The organism is Rubneribacter badeniensis, from assembly GCF_002899695.1.
GTDB lineage: Bacteria > Actinomycetota > Coriobacteriia > Coriobacteriales > Eggerthellaceae > Rubneribacter > Rubneribacter badeniensis.
The window spans coordinates 1-501 of sequence record NZ_PPEL01000200.1 but is presented as its reverse complement, the minus strand read 5'-3'; the positions used below and the strand labels follow the sequence as shown (position 1 = coordinate 501).

At 63.5% G+C, this 501-nt stretch carries 1 protein-coding gene; it reads right to left on the bottom strand.

Annotation, left to right across the window (positions count from 1 at the left end; genetic code table 11):
• Positions 1–501 (bottom strand): mechanosensitive ion channel family protein (locus tag C2L80_RS13655; RefSeq protein ID WP_129589986.1); only part of this gene is annotated, 501 nt, incomplete at both ends.

The following is a 501-nucleotide window of genomic DNA, read 5'->3' as shown; positions in this document are numbered from 1 at the left end:
CCTTGGTGGTGCGCACGCCTATCTCCACCACGGTGCCGCGCCAGTCGCCCACCTTGATGATGTCGCCCACGCGGAACTCGCCCTCGAAGATGATGAACAGGCCGGAGAGGATATCGCTCACCAGCTCCTTCGCGCCGAAGCTGATGGCGATGGACAGGATGCCGGCCGAGGCCAAAAGCGTGGTGGTGTCCACGCCCACCAGCATGAGGCAGTAGTACACCATGCCGATGATGGTGGCATACTTGATGAAGCTGCCCAGCAGGCGGCACACGGTCTCGCCGCGCGCGCCCAGCACGGTGGCCAGCAGGTTCAGCAGCTTCTGAACGAGCGTGACCACGGTCAGCGCCACGCACACGAACATGATGCACGCCGTGAGGGCGAACACGTTCACGCCGCGCTCCCAGTTACCGCCCAGGATGTAAGAGAAGATCGAGCCCTGGCCGAAGATGCTCTCCTGGAACACCACAGCTGCGAACACGGCGATCACGAACACGCCCACGA